The sequence below is a fragment of the Arthrobacter ruber genome (assembly GCF_002954225.1).
Taxonomy (GTDB): domain Bacteria; phylum Actinomycetota; class Actinomycetes; order Actinomycetales; family Micrococcaceae; genus Arthrobacter_D; species Arthrobacter_D ruber.
This window is the reverse complement of the sequence record NZ_PPTH01000017.1, coordinates 540,014-561,319: the sequence shown is the minus strand read 5'-3', so window position 1 is coordinate 561,319 and position 21,306 is coordinate 540,014. Positions and strand designations below refer to the sequence as shown.

Below are 21,306 nucleotides of genomic sequence, written 5' to 3'. Positions count from 1 at the left end.
TCAGCCCACCCCCATCAGGAGGGCCGCGGCGTCGTCGGCGAGGGTGGAGACGACCCGGGGGAGGGCCACGAACACCACCCCGCCGAGGCTGAGGGTGATGAAGATCTTGAGTGGGAAGCCGAGCGCGAAGGCGTTCAGCGCGGGTGCCACGCGCGTCAGCAGCCCGAGTCCGACGTCGGCCAGGAACAGGACCACGATGAGCGGTCCGGCGATCTGGACGGAGGCGAGGAACAATCCCGTGACGGCGCCGGTGAGCGCCTCGACGGGTTCCGCCAGGTCCAGTCCGCCGCCGAGGGGCAGGGCGCTGAACGTCCGGACGAGGCCGCCGATGATGAGCTGGTAGCCGTCGGAGGTGAAGAGCAGCGTCAGCGCGGTCAGCTGGAACAGGCGGGCGAACTGGGCGCCGTTGACCATCGACTGCGGGTCGAAACCCTGCGCGAGGGAGAAGCCGCCGAAGAGGTCGATGAGGCTGCCGGCGGACTGGATGGCGGAGAAGACCACGAGCACGAGGAAGCCCAGGGCTGCGCCGACCACGAGCTCGAGGACCAGGGCGCCGATGTAGGCCCCGGTGCCGCCGGTCTCGTAGCCGTCCGCTACCTGCGGGGACACCGCGAGCGCGAGGCCGATGGCGAGCATCGCCTTGATGCGTGCAGGGATGCCGCGGTACGAGAAGGGCGGGGCGATCACGAGGAACGCGACGATCCGCACGCCCGCGAGCATCATGGCCTCGATCCGGCCCTGGTCGAGCGCGATCTCCATGTCAGCCGCCCCCGAGGAGGCCCGGGATGCGCTCGAACATCTCGTTGGTGAACGAGACCATCTCCGCGATCATCCAGTGGCCGCAGATCAGCAGGGCGAGGCACACGGCGGCAGCCTTCGGCACGAAGGAGAGCGTGACCTCCTGGATCTGGGTGATGGACTGCAGCAGCGAGATGGCGAAGCCCACCACGAGGGCGGTCAGCAGCACGGGCGCGGACAGTTTCGCGGCGACCCAGATTCCCGCGAGGCCGATGTCCAGGACGGCGTTGGCATCCATGTCAGCCGCCCTGGTAGCTGTTGACGAGCGACGTGATGATCAGTCCCCACCCGTCCACGAGGACGAACAGCAGGATCTTGAACGGCAGCGAGATCATGACGGGCGGGAGCATCATCATGCCCATCGACATGAGTGCGGCGGACACCACGAGGTCGATCACGAGGAACGGCACGAAGATCACGAACCCGATGATGAACGCGGCGCGCAGCTCCGAGATCATGAACGCCGGGATGAGGGTGGTCAGCGGGACGCTCGCGGCGTCCTCGGGGTTCGGCTGCCCGGCCGCGCGCGTCATGAGCGCGAGATCCTCCTCGCGGGTGTGCGCCATCATGAACGTCTGCAGGGGGCCGGCGCCCTGCTCGAGGGCCTCGGTGAACGTCGTGGCGCCGGTGAGGTAGGGCTGGACGGCGAGCTCGTTGATCTCGGTGAGGACCGGAGCCATGATGAACAGCGACAGGAACAGGGCCAGCCCCGCCAGCACCTGGTTGGGCGGGATGGACGGCAGCGAGAGCGCGTTCCGGGTCATGGCGAGCACCACGAAGATCTTGGTGAAGGACGTCATCATCAGCAGCAGGGCGGGTGCCACCGAGAGCAGCGTGATGCCGATCAGGGTCAGGACGGCGGAGCTCGGTTCTCCGTTCACGCCGTTGATCTCCACGGACAGGCCGTCCCCGGTGCCCGGCGCGGTGGGGGCCGCGGGGTCGGCGGGAGCGGACGGTGCCGTGGGTGCCGGGACGGCCGGGTCGAGCCCGCCGGCGTGACCTGCTGCGGCCCCCAGGAGGAGGGCGACGACGGCGAGCAGGAGCGCGGCGACGATGGCCGGTGCACGGAAGCGAAGGGCAGGGCCTGTGGGACGTGCCGGTGGGACGGCAGGGGAAATCGCCGTCGTCACCCCGCCCGTCCCTGGCGCAGGAAGGCCGCGGTCTGCTTCCACGTGGCGGGCGAGAGGATCGACCCCTGCAGCGGCGCTGCGGGAGGTGCGGCTTCCGCGGTTCGGGCCGCACGTGCTGCACGGCGGCTGACCGGACCGGCGCCCGGAGTCGGCGTCGAGCCGGTATCCGACCCGGCGAGCCGCAGGGAGGCAGCGAAACGGGCGTCGGCGGGTTCCGCCATCGTGTCTGCTGCGGGGCCCACGGAAGGGCCCGCACCATAGCCCGGGACCGGACCCGTGACCGGGCCGTGGGCAGGGCGTGCCGGGACGGACCCCGCATCGGGGGCGACGCCGTCGGACCCGGGAACGGCCTGCAGCGCACGCGGCGCGGCCGAGGAGTGAAGGACCGACACCGACTGCTCGGTGACGCCGAGATAGAAGCGGGTGCCCTCGGCGTCGAGCACGACCACCGAGGCCTTCGCGCCGATGCCCTGCCGCGCCACGACGGACACGAGGCCCGCTCCGGCGCGGTTGCCGTTGATCTTCGAGACCTTCCGGTGCAGCACGAAGAGCAGCGCGAGGACCACGCCGAGGGACAGGAGTACCCGCAGCGCCAGCACCACCACGTCCACTAGAGGGTGCCGTCCGCGACGTCGAGGATCTGCGTGATGCGCACGGCGTAGTCCTGGTCCACGACCACCACCTCGCCGTGTGCGACGAGGCGACCGTTGAGCAGGACGTCGGCGGGCGCGCCGGCGGACCGGTCGAGTTCGATGACGGCGCCGGGCTCGAGGTCCAGCACGTCGCGGACGGACATGCGCGTGCGTCCGATCTCGACGGTCATGGCCATCTCGACGTTGCTGATGCGGCCGAGGTTCGCGGCGCCCGCGGGGGCCGCGGAGCGGCGGGGAGCCGCACCCGGGCGTGCTCCGCGCAGGCGCACGGCGAACCAGCCGACGGGACCAGAGGCGCCCGCGAGGCGGAACACCGAGGTCTCGGCGTCGCGGAAGAGCGGCAGCGCGTCCTGCACGGCGGGGGCGCCGAGCACGCCGTCGCCCAGTGCACGGGACGCCGCCTCGAGGGCCGGTACGAGCACGTCGGCCGGTGAGACGAGGGGTGACGGCGTCCCTGCGGCGACGGCGAGGGGCTGGGCATCGATCAGGACGACGGCGAGGTCCGCGGAGGAGGCCCCCACGAAGGACGCGACGACGGCGGTCGAGGCGCTGGCGGAGGGGACCTCGGAGGCGCTGCAGGGCTCGGCGGTGAGCGGACCGGGAAGCGGCAGTCGTGCTGCGAGGGACGCGGCGGCCTCGTGCTCGGCGGTGGTGGTGTTCATGGTGCGGTGTTCTCCTCGGTGGTCACTACTACGCAGGCCAGGCGTGAGCCGTTCTGGCCCAGGGCTGCCTCGCCGAGCCGCTGTCCGCTGACGGCGAGCTCGAAGGGGCGGTGCTGCGGATGGGGCAGCTTCAGGACGTCCCCCAGGGCGAGGTCGAGGATGCGTGACGGCAGGACCGGCAGCGCGGCGAGCTGTACCGCGACGTCGACGGGCACGTGCGCGACCTGCTGCTCGATCAGCTCCCGGGCGTCCTCGCCGGTCGCGGTGGGGTTCGTGTCCCCGAGCTGTGCCAGCAGGAGCTGCGCAGGGATGGCGACCGTCGCCGGGCAGGACCGCTCCCCGACGCGGATCTCGAAGGTGCCCACGATCATGAGTTCCGTGGTCGAGGCGGCCTGCGCGAACTGCGAGTTGTACTGGAGGGAGTCGATGCCGAGCTGGTGCGTCAGGACCGAGCCGAGCGAGTAGTGGAGCCCCTCGAGGGCATCGTCCATCAGCCGCCGGATCAGGGCCTGCTCGATCTGGGTGAACTTGCGCTCACCCGGAGGCACGGTCCCGTGGCCGCCGAGCATCGAATCCACCCAGAACAGGCCCGCGGAGGCGGGGAACTGGATCACGGCCTTGCTCGAATGGTCAGGGATGGAGCACAGGACCATCGCCGTCGTCGCGGGCAGCGACGCCGCGTACTCGTTGTAGGTCTGCATGAGGACCTGCTCGCTGGTCACCTGCGAGATCACGCGGACCTTCGCGGTGAGCTGGGTACCCCACTGGCGTGCGAAGGTCTCGAAGGCGAGTTCGAGCACGCGGGAGTGCTCGCGGGCGAGCGTCGTGGGCCGGCGGAAGTCATAGACATCCACCGCCCTGGGCGTCGCCGAGGGCACGCCAAAGGAGAGTTGTTCCTGGACCGTCACACCACCGACTATCGGACGGCGACGGCGGGGTGTTAGCGATTCAGTCGCCCGCGGTGATCCCCGGGATGAGGGCGCGCACGCTCTCGGGCTCGTCGGAGTGCACCACGATGTCCACGCGGCGGTTCAGTTCGAGCTCCGCCTCCGTGGTGCCCGGTGCCAGCGGCCGCGACTCGCCGTAGCCGATGGCCGCCAGTCGGGGTGCGGGGACCCCGCCGGTGTCGACGAGGTTCCGCACCACGTTGACGGACCGCTGGGTGGACAGCTCCCAGTCGAGGGGCCTCGGCACCGAGTCGGGCAGGCGCGCGGTGTGCCCCTCGACCCCCACCTCGTTGGGGATGGTCGCCAGGATCGGTCCCACGCTCTCGAGTACGCGCTGCGTCTGCTCCGTGAGCTGTGCGCTGTCGGGGAGGAAGAAGGTCTCGGACCCGACGAGCCGGATGGTGAGGCCCCGCTCGTCGATCACGTAGCGGACGGACGCGGCGAGGTTGCGCTCGCGGAGTCCGGCGTCGATCCGCTCCTGCAGCGCCCGGAGACTCTCGACCTCTGCGGCGGCACGCTCACGGTCCGTCGTCGGCTCCGCCGCGTCCCCACCGGCGGACGGCGAGGGCGACGGCGACGGCGACGCGACCTCCGCGGCTCCGCCGTCCGAGGGCAGCGGCGACGGCGTGGGCGCGGAGACGTCCGCGGCACCTGCTTGGTCCTTCTGCGCCTCCGGATTCACGTCCGCGAGCGCCGCTCCCCCGGTGAAGGATTCGCCGTCGGCGTTCGCGTACTCGGCGGGCACCACGGTGCCTTCGGCGGTGTCCACCGTCGCCGTCTCCACGGTGCCGAAGCCCGTGGCGAGTGAGGCGCGCAACTGCTCGAACTTCTGCTGGTCCACCGAGGACATCGCGTACAGCACGATGAACATGCACATCAGCACGGTGACCATGTCCATGTAGGACGCCATCCAGCGCTCGTCGGGGTGCTCCTCGCCGTGGTCCTCGCCGCGCCGCTTCCGGTGGGGGCGCCTGCTCACGCGGCGGCCTTGCCCTGGGCGGTGATCTTCCCGCCCGGGCCCTTGACGTCCTTCTCCGCGTCCTTGCCGCCCTTGCCGCCCCTGCCCTGCGCGTGCGGTGGCACCATGGCCTTCAGCCGTTCACCGAGCAGGCGGGGCTGGCTGCCGGCCTGCACCGCGAGGACACCCTCCATGAGCAGCGTCATCCGGGCGGTCTCCATCTCACCGAGGCGCTTGATGCGCGTGCCGATGGGCAGCCACAGGAAGTTCGCGGACAGCAGGCCCCAGAGCGTCGCGACGAAGGCGGCGGCGATCATGGGGCCGAGCTTGTCGGGGCTCGAGAGGTTCTCCAGCACGTGGGTGAGGGACACCACGGTCCCGATGATGCCGACCGTCGGTGCGTACCCGCCGAGGCTGGCGAAGAACTTCGAGGCGGTGCGGTGTGTCTGGGAGGCGGAGTCGATCTCGTCCTCGAGCATCTCGCGCAGTTCCTCGCCGTCGGTGCCGTCGGCGATGTTCTGGAGAGCGCCTCGGAGGAACGGGTCCGTGGCGGCGTTGGCCTCCTCCTCGAGGGCCAGCAACCCCTCGCTGCGGGCCTTCTCGGCGAGGACCACGACGCTGTCGATCGTGTCCTGGGGCTGGGTGGTCTTGCCCATGAGCGCTGCGGGGACGGCCTTCACCGCGACCAGGAAGTCCTTGAGGGTGCCTCCGGCGATGCCGATGGCGAGGGTGGCGCCGAACACGAGGATCATCGGTGCAGGCAGGAGGAGCGCCTCGACGCTTGCGTGCTCCAGGGTGATCATCGCGTACAGCGCACCGAAGGCGAGGAGAATGCCGACGAGTGTTGCGGGATCCATTAGGTGTTCCTTGGTCGGAGCGGGACGGGAGCGGCTGCGCCGTCCTGTGGCGTGGCGGGGTGAGGGGTCGCGGGGTGTGGGGTCGCGGCCGGAGCGCGGTGCGCCCCGGGGTCGCGGACGAGCCCGAGCGGCCGCTGGCCTGGGTGGTCCTCGGGCACTCCCTCGGCCGGGGCGAAGCGTGCGAGGGAGATGATGCGGGCCCGGTAGGCCGCGATCAGGTCGATGACCTCGGCCAGGGACTCGGTGACGATGTACTTGGCGCCGTCGACCATCACGAGCGTGGTGTCCGGGTTCTCGTGGATACGCTCGATGAGGTCAGGGTTCACCGCGAACTGGCTCTCGTTGAGCCGGGTCACCACGATCATCGGACATCCTGGAGTCGGGACGCCCCGGCGGGGCCTCTCTCCCCCACTGTCGGCACGCGCGCACGCTTCGTAAGCGCCGGAGGCACCGGCGGACCTCGTTCAGGTCCCCTGTCCTCGGGCCGCGGAGACCATCCGCCGGGTTCCAGGCCCTCATGGGCGCGCGCCGAGCTCCCTCCGCCCTCATCCTGTGCTTCGATGGATCATGATCTCGATCGAGGTGGTGCAGGCGGAGGACCTCGCCCTCGACGACGTCCTCGCGCTCTACGGCGCGGTGCAATGGACGGCCTACACGCGCGATCCCGGGAACCTCACTCGCGCCCTGAAGGGCTCGTCCACGATTGTCGCCGCCCGCGACGGACTGGTACTCGCCGGCCTCGCCCGGGTCATCTCCGACGATGCGTCGATCTGCTACCTCCAGGACGTCCTCGTCCTGCCGTCGCACCAGGGACGGGGGATCGGCAGGGCCCTCGTGGAACGCGCGCTCGAACCCTACCCGCACGTGCGCCAGAAGGTCCTCATCACCGACGACGAGCCGCGGCAGACGGCGTTCTACGAAGCCCTCGGCTATGCCCGGGCGGACGAGTTCCGCGGTGGTGCCGTGCGGGCGTTCGTCAGATTCGACTGAAGACCTCCGCGTCGCACCCGCGCCGCCGTGGCGGGGACCGCCGGCTCCGACGCCGCTGTCCGGACGGGGACGGTTCCGGGAAGCCGGGCACGCCGGCATCGAAGGCTCCTACCGACCGAGCAGGGTCCGCGTGCTCATCACGGTCGCGAACTCCTCGTGCAGATTCGTCGCCGTGATGGTGGAGAGCGTCGCCGCGGCGACGGGCACGCCGTCGGGCGTGGTCCGGTCGAAGGTGTGCGTGGCGTCGAGCGCGAAGTACGTGTCGTAACCGAGGTTCCCGGCCATCCGGGCCGTGGTCTCGCAGCAGTGATTGGTGGTGATGCCGCAGATGACCACCTCGGTGATGCCCTCCCCCTGCAGCCAGTCATGCAGGTCAGGAGTTCCGTAGAAGCTCGAGTTCACCGCCTTGCGCACGAGCAGGTCGGGCGTCCCCGTGATGACGTCCTTGAACGCATGTCCGGGGCCGGTCGGCGCCAGGGGCGAAGCAGGGTGGACGGAGTCGTGCTGGACGAAGACGACCGGCCACGTCCTGCTCCGCCAGTACCGGAGCAGAGCGGCGATGTTGTCCTCGCACGCCGGGTTGTCCCGCTCGCCCCAGAACCCGGCATCATCGAAGCCCTTCTGCACGTCGACCACGATCAATGCAGGTCGATCAAGGGAGGATGCGGTGGCTGTCATGGACGATTCTCCACTCTCCTGGGCAGGGCGCCTACGAGGCCAGCTGCCGGCGTGCACCGGATGCGGGATCCACGGCTTCGGCGCCGTCGTCGGTCCGGTTCATCTCGGCCCACACGTCATCGAGGGAGAGGCCGACGACGTCGGCGATCGCAGCGATGGTGGGGAAGGCCGGCGTCGCGACCCGGCCCGACTCGATCTTGCGGAGGGTCTCGGGTGAGACTCCTGCATCCAGGGCGGTCTCCAGCATCGATCGCTCTCCCCTGGCCCGACGCAGGAGGATCCCGAGGCGCTGTCCGCGCTCGACGTCGGCCGGGGTGAGTGGCAGTCTGACCATGACCCCGAGTCTAGTCCTGGGATAGTATTACCGGGATAGTTATTGGTACTCATGGAAGCAGGCACCGCATGATCGAGATCCTCAGTCCCGCCGAGGTGGGCCGCGCGAGAGCCACAGGCGCCCTGGTAGCCGACATCCTGCAGGATCTCAGGAGCCGCGCCACCGTGGGCACGAACCTGCTGGACATCGACCGCTGGGCCCGGACAATGATCACCGAGGCGGGCGCACAGTCCTGCTACGTCGACTACGCGCCGTCCTTCGGCCGCGGTCCGTTCGGGCACTACATCTGCACCTCCGTCAACGACGCCGTGCTGCACGGACTGCCGTTCGACTACGCCCTCGCCGACGCCGACCTGCTGTCCCTCGACCTCGCCGTGTCCCTGGACGGGGTGGTCGCCGACTCCGCGATCAGCTTCGTGGTGGGCGGCTCCGCGGACGAGGGAACTGCCGCGATGATCAGCGCGACGGAACGCGCGCTCGCGGCAGGGATCGCCGCCGCGCGCCCAGGCGCTCGCATCGGCGACCTCTCGCATGCCATCGGCTCGGTCCTCCACGAGGCGGGGTATCCGATCAACACCGACTTCGGCGGACACGGCGTCGGGTCCACCATGCACCAGGACCCACACATCCCGAACACCGGACGTCCCGGGCGCGGCTACGAGCTGCGTCCCGGGCTGCTGCTGGCGCTGGAACCGTGGGTGATGGCGGACACCGCGTCGCTCATCACGGACGCCGACGGGTGGACACTCCGCAGCGCCACGGGCTGCCGGACGGCGCACACGGAGCACACCATCGCGATCACCGACGACGGCGCCGAGATCCTCACCCTGCCCACCCGGTGATGCGCGACGCGTCCTGGCCGGGCCCGCGCATGCCCGCCTGCAGGTGCGAGTTCCCGCTGACGGGCCAGGGCCGGCCGGTGCCCGGGCCGGTCTAGCGCTTCAGGTTCGCGAGTTCCTGCAGCACCTCGTCGGAGGTGGTGATGATGCGGGCGTTCGCCTGGAATCCGCGCTGCGCCACGATGAGGTTGGTGAACTCCTGTGAGAGGTCCACGTTGGACATCTCGAGCGTCCCGGCGTCGAGCGACCCGAGACCATTGGCGCCGGCGGCGCCGATCTCGGCGGCGCCCGAGTTCGCCGTCGCACGGTAGGAGGAGCCGCCCGCCTTCTCCAGGCCTGTCGGGTTCACGAAACCGGCGAGCGCCACGCGTCCGAGGGGCTGCCGGCTGCCGTTGCTGAAGGCGCCCACGAGCGTGCCGTCGGCCGCGACGGTGAAGGACTCGAGGGTACCGGCCGCGCGTCCGTCGCCCTCCGAGATGGAGACGGTCTTGAGCTGGGCGAAGCCCGTGACGCCCGAGAGGTCGACGGCGATGCCACCCACCGCCACCGAGGAGCCCGCAGCGGCCTGGCCGTTGGGTAGCAGGAGCTCGGTGGCACCTGCCGCACCGTTGGCGTCCTGGCCCGCGACGGTCCAGCCCGTGGCCGAGCGCGTGAAGGTCAGGGTGAGGTCGCGGGCCGTGCCGTCCGCGCCGTACACCACCCTCTCCTGCAGGATCTGCGTGCCGACTGCGGCGTCCGCGGGGAGGTTGCCGGTGACGCGGGCCGTCGTCGTCGCCTGTCCCGGCGAGACGGCACCCTTCGGCATCCGCAGGTCTCCCACCGCGCCGCCCTCCTGGACGACGCCGTTGACGGCGGGCCAGCCCTGCACGAGGGAGCCGTCGGGCGTGACGAGCCGACCGTCGGCGTCGGGCGTGAACGCGCCCGCTCGGGTGTAGAGGGTCTCGCCACCGAGGCGCGTGATGAAGAAGCCGTCACCGGAGATCATCATGTCCGTGGCGCGGCCGGTGGCCTGGGCCGACCCCTGCGAGAAGTTGGTGACGATGCCTGCGACCTGCACGCCGAGACCCACCTGGGCAGGGTTGGTGCCGCCGAGGACCTCCTGCGGTGCGCCCGCGCCCTGGGTCAGCTGGGACAGCGTGTCCTGGAACTGGGTGGCGGAGGCCTTGAAGCCCGTGGTGTTGACGTTGGCGATGTTGTTGCCGGTGACATCGAGCATGGTCTGGTGGGAGCGGAGCCCCGAGATGCCGGAGTAGAGCGAGCGAAGCATGATGGTGCCTTTCGGTGCGGAGTGCGGAGCGGGAGGGTCTGGTGAGGTTCGGAGGTCAGGGTGCGGCCGGGGCGGGCAGGGCGCCGACACCGGACACGAGGTCGAGGGCGATGCTCTTGCCACCGATGGTGACCGTGGGGACAGGGCCGCTGTAGGAGACCGCGGTCGCAAGACCGCGGGCCTCGACGCCGTCCAGCCCCGTATAGGAGACCTCGTTGCCGATGAGTGCGGCGGCCGAGGACCGCATCTGGAGGTGGAAGTTCTCCTCGCTCAGACCGGTCATCCGGGTGATCTTCTCCATCATGGCCAGCTGAGTGGTTTGGGAGATCATCTGGTTGGTGTCCATCGGCGCGCTGGGGTCCTGGTTGCGCAGCTGGCTCACGAGCAGGGACATGAACACCTCGGAGTCCATGGCCTGCTGACGGGTGCCGGCGGCGGGAGTCACGGTGGGGGCGAAGGTCGCGGACGCGACCGGATCTATGGGCATGGGTGTCCTTCCGGGTCAGGCGAAGAGGTCGAGGGTCGAGGTGCCCGGGATCGGGCGGCCCGTCCAGGGGGTGGCGGTCGGGGTCCGGTTCTCCGCGGCCGGAGAGCGCCGTCCGGTGTCCTCCCGCGCCCGGTCCCTGCCGTCATCCGGCGTGCCGGTGCCGAGGTCCAGCGATGCGGACAGGCCCGACGACGACGCCTCCCGCCGCAGGTCCGGCAGCGCCTGCTTGAGCGCCTCGCGGCCGCCGTCCGTCGCGGAGAAGAACTCGATCCGCGCTCCGTCCGGGGAGAGGCTGGCGCGGATGGTGATGGGGCCGAGGTCCTCCGGCGCCACGGTGACGGTGATGGTGCTCGTCCCGCCCGGCGTGTCCGCCGCCGCCTGGGCGAGCGCGAAAGCGGGACCGCCGAGTTGCTGCGGCAAGGGAGCGGCGGATTGCCGTCCGGGCGCGTGAGCGTCGGCGGCACCGACGACGGCGGACGGGACCTGCTGCACGGGCAGGTCGGCCCGGGCCGCCGGAGGCAGCTGGACGGGGTCCGTGTGCCCGACGGTTTCGGCAAGTGGAGCGGCGGAGGTCGACGAGCTGGCAGCCGGCGTCCCTCCGGGTGCGGATTGGTGCGGCTCGCCCTGCCCTGTCGCCGCGTCGCCGGCGACCACCTCACCCGCTGCCGATGGGGCGTGCGCGCCGGACGTGCCGGGCGCTCCGCCCGTCGGTAGGGCCACGGCAGCGGCACCCGCTCCGGCCACCTCGAGCGGGGCCGCCGTCATCCCCGCCTGCTCACCTGCCCCGGGGATCCCCCGAGTGTCGGGAATCTGCGTCGTTGCGGAGGCAAGGGCCTGCCGGCCCGCCGGGGCTGCCGCAGGTCCCGGGGACGTCGGGACCGCCGTGGCCTCCGTGCCCGCCGTCTCGGCCACGGAGCTCACCGTGCCTGGCGCTCCCACCGATACCACCGGGCCGGCCGACGGCGGACCGTCCCGGCGTGCGGGTCCCTGCCCGGGCGTCGACGGGACGACGCCGGAGGCTTCCGACGACGCCGCGGTCGGGGCGCCGGAAGCCTCCGACGAGCCCGTTAGGGCCGGTGCTGACCCCTGCGGTGCGGCCGGTGCGGCCTGCGCGGTCTGCGCGGTCTGCGCGTCGATGGACGGCGTGAACGCACCGGTGGATCCGAGAGCGCTGCCCGGGGGGCCTGATTTCGTAGGGATCCCGGGCTGTGCCGTCGCCACTGCGCCGGACGCGGAGGCAGCCGACGACGCGGCGGCAGCGGCAGGATCACCCTGCGCTCCACCGGCTGCCTCAGCGGCATCGGACGAACGGTCCGGACGCTCCGCGTGCCTGCGGAAGGCATCACCGAACGACGCCGCTGGGGACCCGCCGTCGCGGCCTCCAGCTGCCGGACGGATGGAACGGATCGCGTCGCGGGGAGCGGCCGCGATCGGCTGACCCTGAACCGGGCTCATCGTGCCATGCTCGCGAGGAAGGCGGCCTGCGCGGCGTACGCCTCATCGGCGGGACCCGTGGCGGCCGGGGGCGTGACGGCTGCCGGCACCATGGACGCCGAACCTGCGGGAGCCTCCGGCAGGATGCGGCGGATGGTGGTGATGTTCGCGTCCGTCTCCCACATGTCGCGCACGGCGACGGTCTGGCCCGGCTGCGGGGCGTCGATGGCCTTGCCGCCCCCGAGGTACATGGACACGTGCCCGCCGTCGTGGCTGAACAGCAGGTCTCCGGGCTGTGCCTGGGCGAGGGACGGGACGTGCACGCCGGCGTTCATCTGGTCCCACGTCACGCGGGGCAGCTGGATGCCGATGTCCGCGTAGGCACGCTGCACGAAGCCGGAGCAGTCGAGGCCCGATGCCGGGTCGGTACCGCCCCAGACATACGGGATGCCCTCGTACGACCGGGCTGCCTCGATGAGACGCGCTGCGTCGCCCGAGGCCGGCAGGGGCAGGGGCACGGGCGTCGGGCTCGGGGCTGCGACGGGAGCGGCGACCGGGGTGCTCGGTGCGAGGCCGGCATCGGCGACGCCGGCGAGCGCCTCGGCGAAGAGGTCCGCCGTCGCCCCCGGCGCGGCGGTGGGGCTGCCTGCAGAGGTGCCTGTCGTGGCGGTACCCGCCGGGGTCGTGGAGGCGCTGCCGGCCGCGGCACGTGCCGCCGGTGCGGCGAGCAGGGTGAGGGTGGACTGGATCTGCTGGATGCGGCCTACCGCGTCGGTGATGGTCATGCCCTGTCTTTCCCTGTGTGCTGGAGTCTGCCGGCGGAGGCGATCTCGTCGAGGACCAGTTGCTCGGCGCCGAGCAGCGCGGTCGCCTCGACCTCGCTGTGCCGCGCCTCCAGCTTCTCGAGGCCCATCGTCGCGGCCCGGGCTCCCCGGTAGGTGGTCTGCGCGTGTTCCTGCTCCGTGAGCAGCCGGGCCTCGAGCGCCTGCAGATCGGCGAGCATGCTGCGGGCCGATGCGCGGGCTGCCGCCACCGCGTGCAGCGATGCCGCTCCGGCCGGATCGAGGTCCGTGCCGCCGAGGGCGCCGCTGACGCCCTCGGTGCGGGTCCGCGAGGCACGCAGTCGCTCGTTCGCCGCGGCGAGCGAGCCGGCGGCCTCGTCCTCGCGCAGCTGCCGGAGCCGGAGCAGGCCGGCCAGGGGGAACTGTCGTGCCATCAGATGACTCCCATCGACGCGGTCAGGTGGGCGAGGCGGTTCCACGCCTCACCGAACGGGGTCTGCTCGTCCATGCGCTGCTGCAGGAAGGCGTTCACGGCGGCCTCGTGGTCCACCGCGGCGTCCACGAGCGGGTTGGAACCGCGATGGTAGGCGCCGACGTCGATGAGGTCCTGGGCGGCCTTGCGTGCGGCCAGGGCCCGGCGCAGCACCGAGGCGGTCCCCGCCTGCTCCCGGGTCGTGACGCGGGAGGCCACCCGGGAGATCGAGGCGAGCGGGTCGATGGACGGGAAATGCCCGGCGACCGCCAGCTTGCGGTCGAGCACCACGTGGCCGTCGAGGATGGAGCGTGCGGCGTCGGCCACCGGCTCGTTGTGGTCGTCGCCATCCACGAGCACCGTGTACATGCCGGTCACGGAACCCGTGGCCCCCGTCCCTGCCCGTTCGAGGAGCTGGGCGAGCAGCGAGAAGGTCGACGGCGGGTAGCCGCGTGTCGCGGGAGGCTCGCCGACGCTGAGGCCGATCTCGCGCTGGGCCATGGCCACGCGTGTCAGCGAGTCCATCATCAGCATGACGTCGGAGCCCTCGTCGCGGAACGCCTCGGCGATCCGGGTGGCCACGAAGGCCGCGCGCAGGCGCAGGAGCGCGGGCTCGTCCGACGTCGAGACCACCACGATGGATCGGGCCAGGCCTTCCGGGCCGAGATCGTCCTCGAGGAACTCGCGGACCTCGCGGCCCCGCTCCCCCACGAGCGCGATCACGGAGACGGCGGCGTCGGTCCCGCGCGCGATCATCGACAGCAGCGAGGACTTGCCGACGCCGGACCCCGCGAACAGGCCCATGCGCTGCCCGCGCCCCACGGTGGTGAGCGTGTCCATCACGCGGACGCCGAGCTGCAGGGGCTCGGTGATGCGGGTGCGTTGCAGCGCGGGGGGCGGGGTGTTGCCGAGGGACACCCACGTCACGTCGGTGAGGGGCCCCCGCCCGTCGATGGGGCGGCCGACGCCGTCGAGCACGCGGCCGAGCAGTCCCCGACCCACCGGCACCCGCAGGGGCCTCCCCTGGGCGCGCACGGGAGCGCCGGCCTGGATGCCTGCGAGGTGGGCGTAGGGCATGCAGCGCAGCCCCGTCAGCGAGGCGGCCACCACCTCGGCGTCCACGGGGGTGTCGTCGCCGATGGTCACGAGGTCGCCGATGGCGCAGTCGAGGCCCACGACGTCCACCCCGAGGCCGACGACGGACGCCACGCGGCCCACACGCTGGGGCACTGCGGCGGTCCGGGCGAGCCGGAGCACTTCGTCGAGCGCGAGCGTCACGCCGTGGCCCCGGACAGGGCGGAGCGGACCCGTGCGAGGGCCGTCCCGAGGCGCGCGTCGATCGAGCCGTCGGGGCACTCCGCGACGGCGTCCCCCCGCTGCAGCGCGGCATCGGGGACGAGGTCGACACCCGTGGGCACGATGCCGGGTCCGAGCAGGTCGATATCGGCGGGGTGCAGCCGGACGGCGCGCACCTCCTCCCCGTCCGCGGCCGCGAGGGCACGCTCGACGGCGGCGCGGGCGGAGGACGGACCGTCCTGCAGCGCATGCCCGAGCAGTGCCTCGGTGATGCCGAGGGCGGCGTCGAGGATGCGCGTCCGGGCGTGGTCCAGCACCGGCGCGGTCCGCGCGTCGAGCGCCCGTGCGGCGGCGTCGAGGACGCGGAGCCGCTGCGCGAGGAGCGCGTCCGCGTGCGCGCGGGCGGCGGCATGCTCGGCGTCGAGCCGTGCCCGGTGCTCCGCGAGTTCGGCGCGGGCGAGGACCAGCCCGTCGGCGTAGCCCGCGGCGTGCCCCTGCGTGACGGCGGCGTGGTGCGCCGCCTGGCCCGAGCCGGGCCCGAGCCGCGGGAAGGCGACGGGGGTCAGTGCGTCAGTCGACATACTCGTCCTCGTCCCCGCGCTGGATCGTGATGGTCCCCTGCGCCTCGAGATCGCGGATGGCACGCACCACCTCGGCGCGGGCCTCCTCGACCTGCGACATGCGGACCGGCCCGACGGCGCGGATCTCGTCGTCGAGGACCTCCCGGTTGCGCTCGGAGACATTGGTACGGATCACGGTCACCACGGCCTCGGCGGCACCCTTCATCGCCAGGGCGAGCACCGCGGAGTCGATGCCGCGCAGTACCTGCTGCACGTCGCGGCGCTCCAGGTTGACGATGTCGGCGAAGGTCAGCATGCGGGCGCGGACCTCCTCGGCGAGCGCCGGGTCGCGGTGCTCGAGGCCGTCGAGCAGTGCGCGTTCGGTGCCGATGTCGGCGCGGTTGATGATGTCCACGAGGGGCTGGATGCCGCCGATCGCCGACACGCCCTGGCGCGGCGCGGCGACGGCGCCTGCCCTGATCTTGATGCTGTCGGCCACGATGGACACGGCTTCGGGTGTCGCGGAACCCATGGTGGCGATGCACTGGGCGACGTCGGTGCCGGTGTCCTGGTTCAGCCCGGCGAGGACGGTCGATGCGCGTTCGGGTCGGAGGTGCGCGAGGACCAGGGCGATGGTCTGCGGCAGTTCGCCCTCGAGGACGGTCTGGATCTGGCCGGGTTCCACGCTGTCGAGGAACTCGAAGGACTTGCCGGCCGCGGTCGAGGCCAGGCGCCCCACCACGCCTGCCGCGCGCTCCGCGCCGAACGAGGTCTCGAGGAGACCGATCGCCACGTCCATGCCGCCGCGGGTCCGGCGTCGGCCGCTGGTGCTGAGTTCGTGGAACTCGGCGAGCGCTTCCTCGGCAGCAGCGGGTTCCACCCGGCGCAGGCGCACGATCTCCGCGACGATCTCCTCGGCCTCGGCCTCGGACATCTGCTTGAGGACCTCCGCGGCGCGAGCCTGGTCCAGCTGCATGAGCACCATGGCGGCCTTCTGCGTCCCGGTCGCGGCGGTCCGCGCGAGGGTGCTCATACGCTCTGCCTGTCATCCATCATGCTGCGCAGGAACTCGGCCGTCTTCGCCGGATCCTGTGTTGCGAGGGCGTCGACCTCTGCACGCATGCGCTCGAGGTCGGACTCCGCCGATCCGGCCAGCAGGGCGTTCTGCACCGCGGCGACGTCGATCGTGGTGGTGTTCGGGGCGGGCTCCAGGGGGGTGAGGAGCGCGACGGCCGGATCGAGGGCGGGCGTGCCGGGACCGGGCAGGGCCGGGTACACGCCCTGCAGCTCGCCGAGGTCCAGCGGTTCGCGCCGCTGCCTGCGTGACCGGCGGGCGTAGACGATGAGCGCCACGATGGCGACGAGGAGGATGGCCGCCACGATGGACAGGGTGCGGATGAGCTCCGCGCGCTGCTGTTCCGCCCGCGCCGCCTCGGCCTCGGCGAGGGCATCCGCCGCGGCGTCGGCACCCGCCTCGTTGAAGGGCAGTTCCTCGACCGTCACCACGTCCCCGCGAGCGGCGTCGATCCCCGCGGCACCGGAGACGAGGGCCGTCAGCGCGGCCACGTCCATGTTGGCCGTGGCGCCCTGGTTGACGGCCACGGAGACGGTCTGCCGGTTGATGCCTCCGGCGGGCACGGTGGTGGACTCGGTGGTCTTGTTCACGGCGTTGTTACGCGTGCTGGTCTCGGAATTGAAGGTGCCGTCACCGTTCGCGCCGCCTTCGGGCACCGCGATGTTGTCCGGTCCGAGGATGCCGGCATTGCCTCCGCCGGCGCCCTCGTACGCCTCGGTGGTGGTGGACTCGTTGAGGGCGGGCGCGTTGTCCGGCGTCGTGAAGCTCTCCTCGACGCGCTCGGCGCTCTCGAGCTTCATGTCTGCTGCCACGGCCACCGTCGCGTTGCCGACGCCGACCACGCGGTCCAGCATCGCCTGCACCGACGCACTGATGCGCTGCTCGTAGTCGGAGGCCTGCTGGTCGCTGCCGCCGGTCGCGCCGACGCCCACGGCGGAGAGCACGCGGCCCTCGGCGTCGATCACGGCGACGTCGGCGGCGTCCATGCGGTCGATCGAGGCGGAGGTGAGGTGGGTGATGGCCTGCACCTGGTCGCTCGAGAGCGTGGCGCCGGGGCTGGTCTCGACGAAGACCGACGCCGTCGGCTTGCCCTGCTCCGCGACGAAGACGGTGTCCTCGGGGATGGCGAGGCGCACGGTGGCGGTCTTGACGCCGTCGATCGCGGAGACGGTGGCGGCGAGTTCTCCCTCGAGGGCGCGCTTGTACGTGGTGGACTGCTGGAACTCGGAGGACGTGACGCCCATGTCGTCGAGCAGGGAGTAGCCGCCGGTGGACAACGACGGGAGGCCTGCCGAGGCCGCCTTGATCCGCTGGTCGTACACCGACTCCTCGGGCACGAGGATGGTGCCGCCGCCCTCGGTCAGCTCGTACGGCACGCCGTCGGTCTGCAGCTGGTCGACGATGGTGCTGGCGTCCTCCCCGCCGAGCCCTGAGAACAGCGGCGTGTAGGAGGGCTTGGACAGCCAGGACGTGAGTGCGATCCCGCCGAGCACGAGCACCGCGACGCCGATGATGGCGATGGTGCGCTGGGCGATGGTGAAGCTCTTCGCGGCATCCCCGAGACGGGTGGCGGCGGTGGACAGCGGCGTGGGCATCAGGCCTGCATCCTCATGATCTCGTTGAAGGCGTCAACGCCCTTGTTCCGGACGGCGGCGACGAGCTCGAGCGTCACCTGGGCACGCGTGGAGGCGAGCGTGGCGTTGTGGATGTCGGTCAGGTCGCCGGTGACGGCCTGCACGGCGAGTCCGTTCGACACCGACTGCAGGCCCTGCAGGTTGTCCACGGCGGAGGTGAGCGAGGTGGCGAACCCCTCGCCACCGGCATCGGACACGGCACCGACGGACGGCAGGTAGGAGGTGGCGGCGGGCTGGACCGCGCCGATCGCGGGAACGGGCATCAGGAACGTCCAATCTGAAGGGCGGCCTCGTAGGTGGCCTTGGCGCGGTCGACGACGGCGGCGTTCGCCTGGTAGCCGCGCTGCGCCATGATGAGCTGGCCCATCTGGGCGCTCATGTCGATGTCGGGGTAGCGGACGTAGCCGTCCTCGTCCGCGAGGGGGTGGTCGGGCTGGTGGACCAGTCGGCCCTCGGCGCTGCCGAACTCGGCCCCGGCCACGTAGGCGCCCTGGCCGTTCTCGTCCGCGCGTGCCGTGATGTAACGCTGCTGGAAGGCCGTGCCGTCGGTGGAGGTGACGGTGTTGGCGTTGGCCATGTTGTCCGAGACGGCGTCGAGCCATTTGCGGTGCAGGGTGAGGCCGGTGCCGGAGATCCCGATCGCGTCGAAGGTCATCAGGAGGTCCTCAGGGCCGTGCGGATGCTGGTGAAGGGGCCCTCGACGGCGCGCGCCGCGAACTGGAAGCGCAGAACGGTGTCGATGTTGGAGAGGGTCTCGGTGTCCAGGTTGACGTTGCTGCCGTTCAGCCGGGTCGGTTCGAGGGAGACGTCCGTGGTGGCCTGCACGCTGCCGCCGCCCATCGCGACCGAGCGCGCGAGGGAGTCCTCGAAGCTGACGCGCTGGGCCTGGAAGCCGGGGGTGTTGACGTTCGCGATGTTGTTCGCTGTGACGCGCTGGCGCAGGGCGAGCCCATCGAGGGCGCTCCGCAGGGCGAGCGAGGACACGGAATCGAGCACGACGGCAGAACCTCTTCTGAACAAGGTCGAGCGGCCGATCCATGGCCTGGGGGTGAGCGATCCGTGCTCACCGGCAACTATCGGATGGCGCTCGGCCACCCGTTAGGAGCCCGTGGGGAGAAGTTTCAGCCCGTCACATCGAGGTAGACGGCGGACTGCCGCGGAGCTGTCGCGGCCCGGACCGAGCCGAGCGCGGTCCGGTGGCGGCGCAGCGTGTCGGCGTCCGCGGCGAGGCGGGACAGGACGGCCACCTGGCGTTCGCGGATGCGCCGCGCCCGTGCCAGGAGGGCGTCGGGGATCGGACTCTCGAGGCGCGGCGGCGCCCAGCTCCCGGCGACGGCGTGCCGGGCGAGGGCGGGAGCCACGCGACTCGGGACTGGATCGTGGGCTCGATCCGCAGCCGCCGCCTCGTCGATCGCCGTTCCGAGCGCCGGCTCGTCCGTCATCCCGTCGATGGTCTTGTTCGTGGCGGAATCGAGGGCTGCCTCCAGGTCATCGAGTACGCCGGTCCAGGCCTTCAGGGCGGCGTCGCGCTCCATCCCCTCGAGGGCTCCCACTGTGGTGCTCGGGGCCTCGTCAACCAACGCCGAGGACTCCGAGGGCCCGCGGGGCGCCCTGGTCCTGGGCGACGGCGGCCGGCCGGCCGGCCCACGCGGCCTCGTGCCACGCCTGCCGCAACGGCTCGAGGATCTCGGCGCACTCCGCCGTCTTTGCGCAGTCCCGCCGGGTATTGGCTTCCATCAGGGTCTGCCGCACATAGGTGTAAAGGGACATCAGCCCTGCAGCCCCGTCCCAGACGTCCGTGCGCAGCGAGGACATCAACTCGCCGACGATGTCCTGGGCGTGCAGCAGATTCTGGGACGCGACATTCCAGTCCCCCGCCTCCTGGGCTGCCCCGGCGCGCGCCAGGTCGAGCAGCAGCCGGTCGTAGAGCATGGTCAGCAGCCCGGCGGGGGTCGCCGAGAGGACGGCGTCCTGCACGTACTGCGACCGCTTGGCCTGGTACCCGTTCATCTGCAGCATCTAGAGCCCGCTTCCGGTGGGGAGGCCTGCCAGCTGGGATGACAGCCAGTCCCCCTGTGATTGGAGTTGTGAGAGTTGGACCTCGAGCGCGGAGTAGGTGCGCTCGAGCGCGCTCCGGCGCTTCTCGAGCCGCTGGTCCCAGCCGGACACCTGGTCGTTGAGGTTACGTACCGTCGATTCCTGGCTCTTGATCCGGCTTGTCAGCTCGCCGTCGTACTTGTCCGAGGCCGCCTTGCCTGCCTCCGCGACGCGCGTCGACAGCTGGGTGAGGGCGTCCTTCACGGCGGCCGGGTCCTTGGCGAGCGCGGCGGCGAACTTCTCGGCGTCGAACTCGACGGTCCCGGAGCGCGTCAGTGTGATGCCGAGCTCCGACGTCGACCTGCCGTTGATGGGCGCCGTCGCCGCCGTGAGCATCGACTGGGTGATCCCGCGGACGGCGCTGTCGCCGGTGAACCTGCCCGCCGTCGGCGCAGCGCTGGCCGTCGCGCCTGGCGTGACCTTCGTGTTGGCCTCCACGAAGGAGAAGACACCCCGCAAGGCGTCCACGAGCTCCTTCGCCTTGGTGGAGGTGGCCTCGGCATCACGGGAAACTGTGACGGACACCGGGTCGGTGGTGGTCTTGGCGACGGTGACGGAGACGCCGGGGAGGATGTCCGCGAACGTGTTCGATGACGACGTGAGGGTCTGCTCGGCGGCGGTACCGCCCCAGAGGACCACCTCGGCGTCCTGTGCTGCGCGGACGGTGGCCGCTCCGGACTCGGAGAAGAGAGCGGTCGCGGTGCCGGCGGTGATATCGGCCGCGGTTCCGCGGAACACATCGAAGCGATGCTCGGCACCGGGCTCCTGCGCGGTGAACTGGAGCCGGTACTGCTGCACGCCGCCGAGGGTCCCGGCGCTGACCTTCGTGGCGGTGATGCCGACCTCGGCCTTGTTCACCTGGGCGATGACGTCGTCGAGTGTTCCGGTGGTGGCGATCTCGGTGGTGGTCCCGTCCTTCGCCCGCAGGGTGAGCGTGGAGGCCTCCGCGGAAAAGGCCGTCATGGCCGCCGTGACGGAGGACTGGGAGGAGGCGAGCTGCTTGACGGTGAAGTCGAGGGTGCCGGCGCCGGCGGAGGACGTCGCGGTGGCGGTGGCGGCGTCGGAGCTGCTGGCCACCTTGTAGAGGTCGAGGGCCAGGGGTTTGGCGGTCTTGGTCGCGAGCTCGGTCAGGGAACTCAAGCGGGTGTTCAGCTGCTGCAGGGCGGTGACGAAACCCTGTGTCGAGGTGGCCTTCGCCTTGAGGAGCGTCTGCGGGCGGGCTTCCAGCTGCATGAGCTGGTTGATCATGGTCGTGGTGTCCAGCCCGCTGGCGATGCCGTCGATGGAGAACGCCATGGGTTACCTCTCGGGTGGGACGGGATCTTCCGGGGTTTCGATTGCGGGTTCATCCGACTA

The 21,306-nt window shown here is 71.5% G+C and carries 28 protein-coding genes; 2 read left to right on the top strand and 26 right to left on the bottom strand.

Annotation, left to right across the window (positions count from 1 at the left end; all coding sequences use genetic code 11):
- Genes CI785_RS13715 through CI785_RS13675 form a run of 9 tightly spaced genes read right to left on the bottom strand, consistent with a single transcriptional unit; the run spans position 1 to position 6,370 of the window.
- Positions 1 to 759 (bottom strand): flagellar biosynthetic protein FliR, encoded by a 759-nt coding sequence (locus CI785_RS13715; RefSeq protein WP_105032617.1) that lies wholly within the window; start codon positions 757 to 759, stop codon positions 1 to 3.
- A gap of 1 nt (position 760) precedes the next feature.
- On the bottom strand, positions 761 to 1,036 hold the full coding sequence (gene fliQ, locus CI785_RS13710; RefSeq protein ID WP_105032616.1) for a flagellar biosynthesis protein FliQ: 276 nt from the start codon (positions 1,034 to 1,036) through the stop codon (positions 761 to 763).
- Between the two features lies 1 nt (position 1,037).
- Positions 1,038 to 1,928: a flagellar type III secretion system pore protein FliP gene (gene fliP, locus CI785_RS13705; protein ID WP_420808243.1), complete on the bottom strand. Its 891-nt coding sequence runs from the start codon at positions 1,926 to 1,928 to the stop codon at positions 1,038 to 1,040.
- Positions 1,925 to 2,539: a FliO/MopB family protein gene (locus tag CI785_RS13700; RefSeq protein WP_105032615.1), complete on the bottom strand. Its 615-nt coding sequence runs from the start codon at positions 2,537 to 2,539 to the stop codon at positions 1,925 to 1,927. The genes fliP and CI785_RS13700 overlap by 4 nt, the downstream gene beginning before the upstream one ends.
- A complete protein-coding gene (gene fliN / locus CI785_RS13695; protein ID WP_105032614.1) occupies positions 2,539 to 3,243 on the bottom strand; it encodes a flagellar motor switch protein FliN in 705 nt (234 codons plus the stop codon). The genes CI785_RS13700 and fliN overlap by 1 nt, the downstream gene beginning before the upstream one ends.
- Entirely contained in the window at positions 3,240 to 4,151 is a 912-nt protein-coding gene (locus CI785_RS13690; protein WP_240615196.1) for a flagellar motor switch protein FliM, read from the bottom strand. The genes fliN and CI785_RS13690 overlap by 4 nt, the downstream gene beginning before the upstream one ends.
- 40 nt (positions 4,152 to 4,191) lie before the next feature.
- On the bottom strand, positions 4,192 to 5,169 hold the full coding sequence (locus CI785_RS13685; RefSeq protein WP_105032612.1) for an OmpA/MotB family protein: 978 nt from the start codon (positions 5,167 to 5,169) through the stop codon (positions 4,192 to 4,194).
- Positions 5,166 to 6,005 carry a motility protein A gene (locus tag CI785_RS13680; protein ID WP_105032611.1) on the bottom strand — a complete coding sequence of 280 codons (840 nt, stop codon included), beginning with the start codon at positions 6,003 to 6,005 and terminating at the stop codon, positions 5,166 to 5,168. The genes CI785_RS13685 and CI785_RS13680 overlap by 4 nt, the downstream gene beginning before the upstream one ends.
- Positions 6,005 to 6,370, bottom strand: coding sequence for a flagellar FlbD family protein (locus CI785_RS13675; protein WP_105032610.1), 366 nt, complete (start codon positions 6,368 to 6,370; stop codon positions 6,005 to 6,007). Before CI785_RS13675 ends, CI785_RS13680 begins: the two co-directional genes overlap by 1 nt.
- 202 nt (positions 6,371 to 6,572) lie before the next feature.
- Between CI785_RS13675 and CI785_RS13670 the strand changes: the two genes are divergently transcribed.
- Positions 6,573 to 6,995: a GNAT family N-acetyltransferase gene (locus tag CI785_RS13670; protein ID WP_105032609.1), complete on the top strand. Its 423-nt coding sequence runs from the start codon at positions 6,573 to 6,575 to the stop codon at positions 6,993 to 6,995.
- 108 nt (positions 6,996 to 7,103) lie between these two features.
- On the opposite strand, the gene CI785_RS13665 is transcribed toward CI785_RS13670, so the two are convergent.
- On the bottom strand, positions 7,104 to 7,673 hold the full coding sequence (locus CI785_RS13665; protein WP_105032608.1) for a cysteine hydrolase family protein: 570 nt from the start codon (positions 7,671 to 7,673) through the stop codon (positions 7,104 to 7,106).
- Positions 7,674 to 7,704: 31 nt separating this feature from the next.
- The gene (locus CI785_RS13660) at positions 7,705 to 8,007 is read right to left on the bottom strand and encodes a helix-turn-helix transcriptional regulator (protein WP_105032607.1); all 303 of its coding nucleotides are present in this window, start codon (positions 8,005 to 8,007) and stop codon (positions 7,705 to 7,707) included.
- A gap of 68 nt (positions 8,008 to 8,075) precedes the next feature.
- Between CI785_RS13660 and map the strand changes: the two genes are divergently transcribed.
- Positions 8,076 to 8,849, top strand: a complete 774-nt coding sequence (gene map / locus CI785_RS13655) for a type I methionyl aminopeptidase (RefSeq protein WP_105032606.1) — start codon at positions 8,076 to 8,078, stop codon at positions 8,847 to 8,849.
- 91 nt (positions 8,850 to 8,940) lie between these two features.
- On the opposite strand, the gene CI785_RS13650 is transcribed toward map, so the two are convergent.
- The 15 genes from CI785_RS13650 to fliD form a co-directional block, all read right to left on the bottom strand.
- Positions 8,941 to 10,113, bottom strand: a complete 1,173-nt coding sequence (locus CI785_RS13650) for a flagellar hook protein FlgE (RefSeq protein WP_105032605.1) — start codon at positions 10,111 to 10,113, stop codon at positions 8,941 to 8,943.
- 55 nt (positions 10,114 to 10,168) lie between these two features.
- A complete protein-coding gene (locus CI785_RS13645; protein ID WP_105032604.1) occupies positions 10,169 to 10,600 on the bottom strand; it encodes a flagellar hook assembly protein FlgD in 432 nt (143 codons plus the stop codon).
- A 15-nt stretch (positions 10,601 to 10,615) separates the two neighbouring features.
- Positions 10,616 to 12,055, bottom strand: coding sequence for a flagellar hook-length control protein FliK (locus CI785_RS13640; protein WP_105032603.1), 1,440 nt, complete (start codon positions 12,053 to 12,055; stop codon positions 10,616 to 10,618).
- Positions 12,052 to 12,819: a C40 family peptidase gene (locus tag CI785_RS13635; RefSeq protein WP_105032602.1), complete on the bottom strand. Its 768-nt coding sequence runs from the start codon at positions 12,817 to 12,819 to the stop codon at positions 12,052 to 12,054. The genes CI785_RS13640 and CI785_RS13635 overlap by 4 nt, the downstream gene beginning before the upstream one ends.
- The gene (locus tag CI785_RS13630) at positions 12,816 to 13,250 is read right to left on the bottom strand and encodes a flagellar FliJ family protein (RefSeq protein WP_105032601.1); all 435 of its coding nucleotides are present in this window, start codon (positions 13,248 to 13,250) and stop codon (positions 12,816 to 12,818) included. Before CI785_RS13630 ends, CI785_RS13635 begins: the two co-directional genes overlap by 4 nt.
- Entirely contained in the window at positions 13,250 to 14,566 is a 1,317-nt protein-coding gene (locus CI785_RS13625; RefSeq protein WP_105032600.1) for a FliI/YscN family ATPase, read from the bottom strand. The genes CI785_RS13630 and CI785_RS13625 overlap by 1 nt, the downstream gene beginning before the upstream one ends.
- Positions 14,563 to 15,165: a FliH/SctL family protein gene (locus tag CI785_RS13620; RefSeq protein ID WP_105032599.1), complete on the bottom strand. Its 603-nt coding sequence runs from the start codon at positions 15,163 to 15,165 to the stop codon at positions 14,563 to 14,565. Before CI785_RS13620 ends, CI785_RS13625 begins: the two co-directional genes overlap by 4 nt.
- On the bottom strand, positions 15,155 to 16,177 hold the full coding sequence (gene fliG / locus CI785_RS13615) for a flagellar motor switch protein FliG (protein WP_105032598.1): 1,023 nt from the start codon (positions 16,175 to 16,177) through the stop codon (positions 15,155 to 15,157). Before fliG ends, CI785_RS13620 begins: the two co-directional genes overlap by 11 nt.
- Entirely contained in the window at positions 16,174 to 17,814 is a 1,641-nt protein-coding gene (gene fliF / locus CI785_RS13610; RefSeq protein WP_105032597.1) for a flagellar basal-body MS-ring/collar protein FliF, read from the bottom strand. Before fliF ends, fliG begins: the two co-directional genes overlap by 4 nt.
- On the bottom strand, positions 17,814 to 18,116 hold the full coding sequence (gene fliE / locus CI785_RS13605) for a flagellar hook-basal body complex protein FliE (RefSeq protein WP_105032596.1): 303 nt from the start codon (positions 18,114 to 18,116) through the stop codon (positions 17,814 to 17,816). Before fliE ends, fliF begins: the two co-directional genes overlap by 1 nt.
- Entirely contained in the window at positions 18,116 to 18,508 is a 393-nt protein-coding gene (locus CI785_RS13600; RefSeq protein ID WP_105032595.1) for a flagellar basal body rod protein FlgC, read from the bottom strand. The genes fliE and CI785_RS13600 overlap by 1 nt, the downstream gene beginning before the upstream one ends.
- Positions 18,508 to 18,849, bottom strand: a complete 342-nt coding sequence (locus CI785_RS13595; protein WP_105032594.1) for a flagellar basal body rod protein FlgB — start codon at positions 18,847 to 18,849, stop codon at positions 18,508 to 18,510. The genes CI785_RS13600 and CI785_RS13595 overlap by 1 nt, the downstream gene beginning before the upstream one ends.
- A 125-nt stretch (positions 18,850 to 18,974) precedes the next feature.
- Positions 18,975 to 19,433 (bottom strand): hypothetical protein, encoded by a 459-nt coding sequence (locus CI785_RS13590; protein WP_157940276.1) that lies wholly within the window; start codon positions 19,431 to 19,433, stop codon positions 18,975 to 18,977.
- The gene (gene fliS, locus CI785_RS13585; RefSeq protein ID WP_105032592.1) at positions 19,426 to 19,872 is read right to left on the bottom strand and encodes a flagellar export chaperone FliS; all 447 of its coding nucleotides are present in this window, start codon (positions 19,870 to 19,872) and stop codon (positions 19,426 to 19,428) included. The genes CI785_RS13590 and fliS overlap by 8 nt, the downstream gene beginning before the upstream one ends.
- Positions 19,873 to 21,246: a flagellar filament capping protein FliD gene (gene fliD / locus CI785_RS13580; RefSeq protein WP_105032591.1), complete on the bottom strand. Its 1,374-nt coding sequence runs from the start codon at positions 21,244 to 21,246 to the stop codon at positions 19,873 to 19,875.
- Between the last annotated feature and the right edge of the window lie 60 nt (positions 21,247 to 21,306).